Here is a 9,527-nt window from a genome sequence, read left to right as displayed (position 1 = left end):
AACATAAATTAGTCGTCGTGGGGCTGCCCTCCAATGATTTTGGCGGGCAAGAGCCCGGCTCTAATACTAGCATCGCCCATTTTTGTAAAATGCGTTACGGGGTAAGTTTCCCCATGACAACCAAAGTCCACATCAAAGGCCATGAAGTTCACCCTTTGTACCATTGGTTGACCCACAAAAGTGAAAATGGGGTCATGGATTCGGAAGTCGAATGGAATTTTCAAAAATACTTGCTGAACGAAAAAGGCCAATTGATCAATACTTTCCGCTCCTCTGTGAGTCCTTTCGATGAGCTTATTTTGAGTCATATCGAGGATTAAACCTTCCTTTGAGGCTGTAAAGCCCGAAGATACCATGCGTTTTAAAGATATTATTGGACAAACCGAGACAATCAGCACGCTCCGGTACATGGTTGAAGCCGACCGTTTGCCGCATGCGCTGTTGTTGTTGGGGCCTCCGGGTATCGGCAAACGTACGCTGGCGCTGGCACTCAGCCAATACCTATTGTGTACGCAGCGAGTTGATGGCGACTCCTGCGGAGAATGCGCTTCCTGTGTCAAAACGTCCAAGCTGATTCATCCCGATGTACATTTTTCTTTTCCGGTGGTTGGAGCAGGGATGACCAGCGACAAATACATGGCTCAATGGCGCAAAGCCTTGCAGGAAAACCCCTATCAGGACAGCAACCAGTGGTTGCAACTGATTGGTGCGGAAAACAAACAGGGCAACATTAACAAGGATGAATGCCAAAACATCATCCGCAAACTCAGTCTAAAAACCTTTGAAGCACCGGTTAAAACCCTGATTCTTTGGCTGCCCGAATACCTGGGCAACGAGGGCAACCGCCTGCTGAAGCTCATCGAAGAGCCACCTCCCGCGACCCATTTTATCCTCATTGCTGAAAATGCGGAATTGATCCTCAATACCATCCTGTCACGCTGCCAATTGGTGAAAATTCCGATGCTGAATGATCAGGATATAGTAGATGGTTTGTTGCGGCAGGAACTCTGCCCCGAAGACAAGGCCTGGGGGATTGCACATCTTTCTGATGGTAATTTCAACGAAGCGATTACCTTAGCAGCGAATAAAATAAGCAACGATGCAGCTTTGCTGCTCGATTGGCTACGCAAATGTTACAAAGGTTACGGGCCAGAGATGGTCAAATGGAGTGAAAATTTTGCTACCCTTGGGCGGGAAAACCAGAAGCATTTTTTGCAGTATGCCCTGCATTTTATGCGCGAATTTTTGATTATGATGGTAACAGGAGGTACAAATGCCCGGCTTCAGCCGGAGGAATTGAGCAGCGCCCAAAATTTGGCAAAAGTGCTCAATGTAGACCAAGTGGAGCAAATAGTACGTTTATTCAACAATTGTTATCAATATGTGGAACGGAATGCCAATCCAAAGATCCTTTTTTTGGACGCTTCCATCCAGCTACATAAAACGATGAAACGATGGGATGTTTAGGTTGTACGAGTTGTGGAACCAGTAGTGGCGGCAGCACCAAAGGTTGTAATAGCAGCGGAGGCTGTGCAACGGGTGGATGCAACCGCTTGAATACCTACGATTGGTTGTCAAGTTTGGACATCATTGATATTGACCCGCTGAATATTGTTGAAATCAGTTTCAAGAACGGGGTACACAAGCAGTTTTTTCGAGTAGCCGACCAGGTCCGTGTCGTGACAGGCGACATGGTGGTGGCCGAAACCGGAAACGGCTATGACATTGGCAAAGTAAGTTTGTCCGGTGAGTTGGTACGCCTGCAAATGAAACGTCGTCGGGTGGATGAACGCTCGGTAAACAATTTCGTATTGCGTCGCGCCAACGAGCGCGACCTGGAACGCCTGCAGGAAGCCCGTGAAGCGGAGCAACCGACGATGGTGCGCGCCCGGGCCATTGCACGTACGCTGGGCCTGGAAATGAAAATTGGTGATGTGGAATACCAGGGCGACAAGCGCAAGGCGACTTTTTATTACACTGCTGATGGACGGGTCGATTTCCGCGAATTGATCCGGCATTTTGCCAAGGAATTTCGGGTAAAAATTGAGATGCGGCAGATTGGTGCCCGTCAAGAATCCGCCCTAATCGGTGGAATTGGTTCCTGTGGGCGGGAATTGTGCTGCTCTACCTGGTTGACGGACTTCAAATCGGTGTCCACTGCAGCCGCCCGTTACCAAAACCTGGCCATCAACCAAGTGAAGCTTTCAGGGCAATGTGGCCGCCTGAAATGTTGCCTCAACTACGAACTGGATACGTATCTGGATGCACTTTCCGATTTCCCGAGCGGGGCGGATAAACTATACACGCAGAAAGGTTCTGCCACTTTGATCAAAACCGATATTTTCAAAAAATTGCTTTACTACGTATACGACCACGAGCGCGGTAGGGGAGCAATTTACCCAATGGATTTGAGCAAAGTCAAAGAAATTCAGGAGATGAATGCGCGGGGTGAAAAACCTGCCGAGTTCGATGTAGCAGCTACAACGGCTTTTGTACCCGAGGAGGAAGGCTTTGTGGATGTGACGGGTGAGATTGAATTACCCGACGACAAAAAGCGCCGCAAAAAGAAAAAGAAAAAACGCCCTGATCAACAGCGTAGTGGGGAAGGGAACGCACAAACCAACAACCGGGGTGAGAACAGGCCCAAACCACAAGGTGGTGGAGGTAATGGTCAAAATCCGGGCCAAGGTGATCGACAAGGGCGCCCTGAACGCCCTGACCGCCGCCCCGACCCACAACAACGTGGGAACAATAACCCTCGTCCACCGAAAGAAGAAGGTGCTAATCCTCAGCCACCCAAAGGAAATAACCAAGGACCACGTCCGAATAATCCGAACAATCGGAGTGGGGGCGGAGGAAACAACAACAATTCTGGAGGCAACAATTCGGGTGGACGACCCAATCCACGTCCACCGCAGCCACCCCGTGGCCCACAGAATCAGCAAGGTGGAGGTGATCAAGGTAACAATAACCCGAATCCCCCCAGCAACAATGATGGTGGTGGAAACTCAGAGGGTGGAGGCCAAGGGAATAACAACAACCGAAGAAATAAAAATCGGAATAAACGCCGCAGGTAGTAGTGGCAACCCTTGCGGTTGCCTATACTTCGCGTGATACATTTCCATGGGACATGGAAATGGCAAACAAAGCACAGGGGCAACCGCAAGGGTTGCCCCTACGTTATTCTTTTAAAAAACTTACTGTAGCATTTTCGTATTTCGCCAACTGTTGTTTTAAACCGACGATACTTTTTACGGGGCCATCATCGGCGGCCAGATTGATCAACCACTTGGGGATGTTGCCTGCCGGGTCGGATTTGAGCTGGTATTCAAGGCGAATCATTCCGTTCGCCAAGGGAGTATACGTCCACTTGGTTTCCAGCGTTTTGATGCGTATAACTCCGTCCTTTTCAGGAATCATTTGAAATGCGGACTTACTGGTAGATGTTACCTGTTTGGTATGAGGATCCTGTCTCATCACATAATGTACAATCATGTCACGGTCAGAAAAAGGTAAGGGAAAATCGGTACGCATGTACAAATACCCTTCGGTAGGGCTGACTTCTTTGACGAGGTAAGATTCCTTGAGTCGGTAAGCCCAGGTTTTGAGATTGGGGATATCGGTAGCTAGAGCAACAACTGCTCTTAAACTGGCTTTGACTTCAGTACGCAATTTTAATTCCAAAATCCCAGTGGTACTGTCCTTGCGGGTATAAACTTGCACCCCATTGTGGTCGTGGCGAAACTTCCAGGGGTTGTTTTGAGCGGTTAAGTGGCTGGAAATCAGGCTGGTGATTAGCCAAAGGAAAGTGGTCAGGCATTTCATTGCGGGTGTTTTTTAACAGTCGTATGCCTGAGTAAACGATTTAATTAAATGGATTGTTTTGTAGGGGCGACCCTTGCGGTTGCCCCTGCCAAAGGGCGACCGCAAGGGATATCCCTACGGTTATTTTACATTACCCATCCATTTTTTCAAAATAGGGCTAAACAACAGGAACAATCCCCCCGTAACTACCCCAAAAATAACTACTGACATGAATAAAGGCGGCATTTGGCTTGGATTGTCAACGTCTACTCCACCTGCGAACAAACCTGCAACCAGGTTGCCCAAGGCAGTGCCAACAAACCAGATGCCCATCAATTGCCCAGTGTAGCGTTTAGGTGATAGTTTGGTAGTAGCGCTCAAGCCTACCGGACTTAAGGCCAATTCTCCAATAGAGTGCAAAAAATAAGTAAGCCACAACCAACCCATGCCTGCTTTGGTACCTGCTGCAGCGATCTGTGCTGCATAATACATTACGACAAAGCCAAGTCCCATTAAAATCAACCCTATACCAAACTTGATTGGGGTATTGGGGTTGAGGTTGCGAGCGGCCAGTTTTACCCAGAGCCAGCCCACAATGGGCGCAAACAAAATGATAACCAAAGAATTGACACTCTGCAACATACCAGCTGGCATTTCCCAGTTGCCAACCATTCGGTTGGTAAAGTCTTGGGCAAATAAATTGAGCGAAGAGCCAGCCTGTTCAAACCCAGCCCAAAACAAAACCGACCCAACAAATAAAAAGAAAATGACCAGTAATCGTTTTCTTTCCACGACATTCAAACCTCCTGCCACAATGATGTACAGTAGGTAAAAGAAGGTAACAATGGCAATGATGATCCCAACACCCTGGGCCACACCTACAAAAGTGCTCAGGTCGATGATTTTAAAGTTGTTCAACAGGAACAACAGCAATGCCAATAAAAGGGCGAAAACCAGCGCTAAAATGCGGTTGCTTTTACCAGTAATGACGCCTTCTTCGGTTTCTTCTCGTAATTTGGTTTTAATGCCCAAATCGTGCAAATTCCCTTGGGTGAGTTTGTATTGGAGCAAACCAAAAAACATCCCGATCGCCGCTACCCCAAAACCCATGTGCCAGTTGTAATCGGCCAACAAGGGGACGATGATTTGTCCCAGGAAGGAACCCAGGTTGATGCCCATATAAAAGACAGAAAATCCCTGATCTCTTTTTACACCCCCTTCAGGATACAAATCGCCGACCATGGTACTGATGTTTGGCTTCAACATGCCCGTTCCCATGGCAACAAAAGCTAATCCCACTACAAAAATTGGGACATTGCCCGGAATGGCTAAAATGAGGTGACCAATCATGATGAATATCCCCCCGTACCAAACTGCCTTGCGTTGGCCTAAAATGTTATCTGCTAACCAACCACCCGGCAATGACAACAAATACACCGATGCAGTGTATAAACCGTAGATGGCTCCTGCACTTTGGGGGTCAATACCCAATCCTTTCTCCGCTACAGTCGCGGTCATAAACAAAATCAAGATCGCCCGCATCCCGTAATAGGAAAAGCGCTCCCACATTTCGGTAAAAAACAGTGTGGACAAGCCCGCAGGGTGCCCAAAAAATCCCTTGCTCATACTTTAGCCGTCGTTTCGTCAGTAAATTTTTTGCATAATTAAGCAGCACCAGAGGGTGTACTCGCTGCTCAAGATAGGGATATTCGCAAATTTTGGAGCGAAAATGCAGGAAATCGGGTGGATTTGTCGGAATTAGGATGTGAAAATCCAATCGGGCGGAGGTGCTGCCCTTGGATCGGGTTCAAAACCCCCATTCCGTCCACGCCAAGACATTTTCTGCAAATGCCCGTGCCAGCTACTAGCATTTCCGCCACAAAACCCGCAATTTCGCCTTTAGTTATGACGAACTCATGTCTCTACGTTGCTAAACAATTCCAAAACCATGCGCAGCCTCATTCTCTCTTTTTTCCTGGCCTTGTCTCTTTTTACTTGTGAAGAAATTCCCCCAGTGATTACGCCCCTGGAGCCTGGCGGATCCAATGTCAACGTCAAACGGCGGGTGCTGATTGAAGAATTTACAGGTGTGCGCTGCGTCAATTGCCCGGCGGGTACGGTGGAGGTGCTCAATTTGCGGGAATTGTACAAGGATCAGTTGATTTCCGTGGGGATACATGCTGGGTCTTTCGCACCACCTTATCCGGATAGTAAGTACAATTTCCAAACCGACGAGGGGAATGGTATCCTTAATCTCTTAGGAAGGCCAGTGGGCTATCCTTCTGCAGTGGTGAACCGCAAAATATTTCCTGACGAATTTGACTTGCAATTAGGGCGTTCACAATGGGCCGGTTTTATTGCCCAGGAACTTGCAGTTGCACCCGTGGTAGACCTGAAGTTGAGTAAAACCTACAATGCAGGCACCCGCGTTCTCCAGGTCACTGTTGATACCGAGGTGCTCCAAACCTTACCTCAGGACGATATCCGACTCAGCGTAATGCTCGCCGAAGATCAAATCGTAGACGTACAACTCACCCCGGATGGTAAAAAAAGTGACTACAGCCATCGACACAACCTGCGCGATATGCTCACAGCTTTTGACGGCGACACGATTGGTGGAGAATTAAAGAGCAGCAAAAAAAGCTCCCGCAGCTATACCTTTACCTTGCCCGCAAATTGGGTGGACAGCCAGTGCAGCATCATCGCTTTTGCTCATTTGGGCGGAGAGAAGTTGGATGTGTTGCAGGTGATTGAGGGGAAAATACTTTGATAATGACGAATATTTCGAATGACGAATGACGAATTGGTGTGCTGAGTCTAAGCTTCAGAGGCAGCGAACCAAATTCGTCATTCGAAATATTCGTCATTCCCTAAGCGGGCATATTCATCAACTTCTTCTTATCCCGAATCGTAATCATTCCATCGGTGATGTCGATGTAGCCATCCTGTTTGAATTCGGTGAGCATGCGGATCACACTTTCCTTGGCTGTACCCACGATGCGGGCCAGGTCGTCGCGCAGGACGTTGATTTCGTCTTTGCCTTCCTTTTCAGCGAGTAGCAATACGGCGTCCGCAACCCGTTTGCGTACGGAATTGTAGGCCAATTGCAGGAGTTGCTCCTCTTTTTCGGCGATGTTGTTGGCCAACATTTTGATCAATTGAGAAGAAACATCCCGGTTGGCGTGGAGTAGGGCGGTGAAGTCTTCTTTGGGGATGAGGCTTACTTCAGCATCTTCCAACGCCGCCGCTGAATCATCGTAAGTGCTGTCTTTGATCAAATCGACATAACCGATAAAATCACCTTCGGTGTAAATGTCGATGATGTATTCCTTCCCACTTTCGTTGGTTTTAAAAACCTTGACCTTGCCACTTTTAACAAAGTAGAGATAACGTGGGTAATCGCCTTCCTCATAAACCAGATCCCGCTTTTTGTAGTGTTTGATTTTGCGGTTATCGGATAGTTTTTTGAGTTCTTCGTAACCCTTGGCGGCGTTGATGAAAGCAGTAATGCCCTGCTCAGTACGATCGAACTGTTTGCGTAGCTGTTCACTTTTTTTCAAGCGGGTTTCGATTACAGCCAGCAATTCATCTTTAAAAAATGGCTTGGTAATGTAGTCGTCTGCACCCAGGTTCATCCCCCGACGAAAATCGACCCTTTCTGTTTTGGCAGTCAAAAAAACAAAGGGAATTGCTGCAGTCTCGGGGCGTTTGCCCAAAATATTGAGGACGCCAAAACCATCCAATTTGGGCATCATCACATCGCATAGAATCAAATCTGGTTTGATTCGTTGGGCTGCATCTACACCTACTGTGCCATCTTCGGCCAAATGCACCTCATACCCGGAGAGCTCCAGAATTTCCTCCAGGTTTTCGCGTACTTCCTGATTATCTTCAATGACCAGAATTTTTTGCTTATTCATCGTTAAGGTGTTTATGAAGGTAAGGGAATGTGAACGTGGAAGGTGGTGCCTTCACCCATGGTACTTTCAAAATGGATACGGCCGTTCATCAATTCCACATATCGTTTAACAATGTTTAGTCCTAAGCCAGTTCCTGGAATGTTTTCAGCATTGTGAGCGCGAAAAAAACGGGTGAACAAGTGCTGTTGTTCTTCCTCCGGAATCCCGATGCCATGGTCCTGAATGCTGATGTTCAATTCATTGTTTTCGATTGCAACATAACAATCGATGGACTTGCCCGGCTCTGAATATTTAATGGCATTGGAAAAGAGATTGATGAATACATTTTTCAACATTTTTTTATCCAAAGTGATCAAGGTATCTGCACTTAATCCGTGGTGTTGCAGGATTTGCCCGGGTTTAAGCAGGGCTTGCACATCGTCCATTACTTCATCACAAAATTCTTCCAGATTGAATTCGACCGGAGTAACCTCAATCTTTCCTTCTTCCAGTTTGCTCAAAGACAAAAAGTCGTTCAGGATACTGATCAGGTTGTTGACGGCCGATTTGATCCGGGTGGTGTGTCGAAGTCTTTTTTCTTGTTGCTCTTCACTACTGTACATCTCCAGCAAATCGGCGGAAGAAAGGATGGTACTCAAAGGGGTCCGAAACTCATGGGAGGCCATAGATACAAAGCGCGATTTAAGGGTGTTTAATTCCCGTTCTTTTTCAATGGCCTTGCGCAGTTCCTGTTCATTTTTTCGCAGCGTAGCTTCCGCTACCTTGCGTTCCTGAATCTCAAACTCCAGCTGGTTGTTGGTATTCAGCAATTTATTGATGGTGGTAGCCAGCTCTTCTGTTCGCCGATTTACTTCTTCCTCCAGATGTTGGTTGAGTTCTACAATGCGTGCTTCAGCTGCTTTTTCGGCAGTCAAATCGTGCAATATACCAGTAAACACTATCCTTTCTGGTAACCGAACTTCACTGATGCTGAGTCTGAGGGGGAAAGTGCTTTGGTCTTTTCGCAAGCCCAGAACTTCCCGGCCGATGCCAATGATCTTTCGCAAGCCAGTTTGGAGGTAGTTTTGAATGTAAACATCATGAGCATCCCGATGTGGGTTTGGCATTAGCATGCTGATGTTTTGGCCAAGCAGTTCTTCTTCTGAGTAAGCGAATAAACGTGCAGCGGCTTCATTTACCAATTCAATGATTCCCCGCGCATCAATGATGATAATGCCATCTGTAGCTGTTTTGATGATGGCTTCCAACCGTAAGGCTGCCTCGGAATCCTGTTGATGTGCAATGATCCAGTCCAAACCAATGATAATTTTGTGTGGTGAAGGTAAGATAAGTATTATTTCGGCAATGACTTAATTTGTCACTGAATCCAATGACAAAAGTCATTCCCAAAAAAGCAGATAACCCTGATCTTGCACAGGTAGAGTAGTAATGCCATGAGAAGAACAATATTTGAACGAAACGCGATGGAGAAATCAAGCAAGGCCCAAATCAAGCTGTTAGGGATAGGCTCGGCGAAAGACCGCGCACTTAAGGCCAACCTTTTGGCTACTTTGGAGGCCTTGGACTTGGAGGTTGAGCTACTTGAAATTACTAACGTGAATGAGATTCTCAGTTATGGCATTTCAGGCATTCCCGCCATTTTACTGGATGACAAAATTATCTTCCAAAAAATTGTCCCTTCTGTAGAGGAGTTATGTACGGTATTGAATGAATTGTTGCAATATCGGGAAAGTCCTAAAAGAGTATAATCGCTATCCTTTTCAATCCATTCCATTTGATAAATATCACCAAACAGGTTTGACA

9 protein-coding genes are annotated in these 9,527 nt (G+C 46.9%); 5 read left to right on the top strand and 4 right to left on the bottom strand.

What is annotated here, in order from left to right; translation table 11 throughout:
• The 3 genes from SFV55_RS14220 to ricT form a co-directional block, all read left to right on the top strand.
• On the top strand, positions 1 to 320 hold a 320-nt coding region (locus SFV55_RS14220; RefSeq protein ID WP_320030179.1), incomplete at its 5' end, for a glutathione peroxidase.
• 34 nt (positions 321 to 354) lie between these two features.
• Positions 355 to 1,467: a hypothetical protein gene (locus tag SFV55_RS14215; protein ID WP_320030178.1), complete on the top strand. Its 1,113-nt coding sequence runs from the start codon at positions 355 to 357 to the stop codon at positions 1,465 to 1,467.
• Positions 1,455 to 3,077: a regulatory iron-sulfur-containing complex subunit RicT gene (ricT, locus tag SFV55_RS14210; RefSeq protein WP_320030177.1), complete on the top strand. Its 1,623-nt coding sequence runs from the start codon at positions 1,455 to 1,457 to the stop codon at positions 3,075 to 3,077. The genes SFV55_RS14215 and ricT overlap by 13 nt, the downstream gene beginning before the upstream one ends.
• A gap of 103 nt (positions 3,078 to 3,180) precedes the next feature.
• On the opposite strand, the gene SFV55_RS14205 is transcribed toward ricT, so the two are convergent.
• Positions 3,181 to 3,825, bottom strand: a complete 645-nt coding sequence (locus SFV55_RS14205; protein ID WP_320030176.1) for an START domain-containing protein — start codon at positions 3,823 to 3,825, stop codon at positions 3,181 to 3,183.
• Positions 3,826 to 3,945: 120 nt separating this feature from the next.
• Entirely contained in the window at positions 3,946 to 5,430 is a 1,485-nt protein-coding gene (locus SFV55_RS14200; RefSeq protein WP_320030175.1) for a peptide MFS transporter, read from the bottom strand.
• A 322-nt stretch (positions 5,431 to 5,752) separates the two neighbouring features.
• Between SFV55_RS14200 and SFV55_RS14195 the strand changes: the two genes are divergently transcribed.
• Entirely contained in the window at positions 5,753 to 6,574 is an 822-nt protein-coding gene (locus SFV55_RS14195; protein WP_320030174.1) for an Omp28 family outer membrane lipoprotein, read from the top strand.
• A gap of 100 nt (positions 6,575 to 6,674) precedes the next feature.
• On the opposite strand, the gene SFV55_RS14190 is transcribed toward SFV55_RS14195, so the two are convergent.
• Positions 6,675 to 7,724, bottom strand: a complete 1,050-nt coding sequence (locus tag SFV55_RS14190; RefSeq protein ID WP_320030173.1) for a response regulator — start codon at positions 7,722 to 7,724, stop codon at positions 6,675 to 6,677.
• An 11-nt stretch (positions 7,725 to 7,735) separates the two neighbouring features.
• Positions 7,736 to 9,019, bottom strand: coding sequence for a PAS domain-containing sensor histidine kinase (locus SFV55_RS14185; RefSeq protein ID WP_320030172.1), 1,284 nt, complete (start codon positions 9,017 to 9,019; stop codon positions 7,736 to 7,738).
• Positions 9,020 to 9,157: 138 nt separating this feature from the next.
• On the opposite strand from SFV55_RS14185, the gene SFV55_RS14180 reads away from it, so the two are divergent.
• Complete coding sequence (locus tag SFV55_RS14180; protein WP_320030171.1) at positions 9,158 to 9,472, top strand: thioredoxin family protein; 315 nt, start codon at positions 9,158 to 9,160, stop codon at positions 9,470 to 9,472.
• Positions 9,473 to 9,527: the final 55 nt, after the last annotated feature.

Origin of the sequence: Haliscomenobacter sp. (genome assembly GCF_033763495.1) — a bacterium.
Lineage (GTDB): Bacteria > Bacteroidota > Bacteroidia > Chitinophagales > Saprospiraceae > Haliscomenobacter.
Note: the sequence above shows the minus strand (reverse complement) of the source record. Positions and strands in the feature narration are given on the sequence as shown.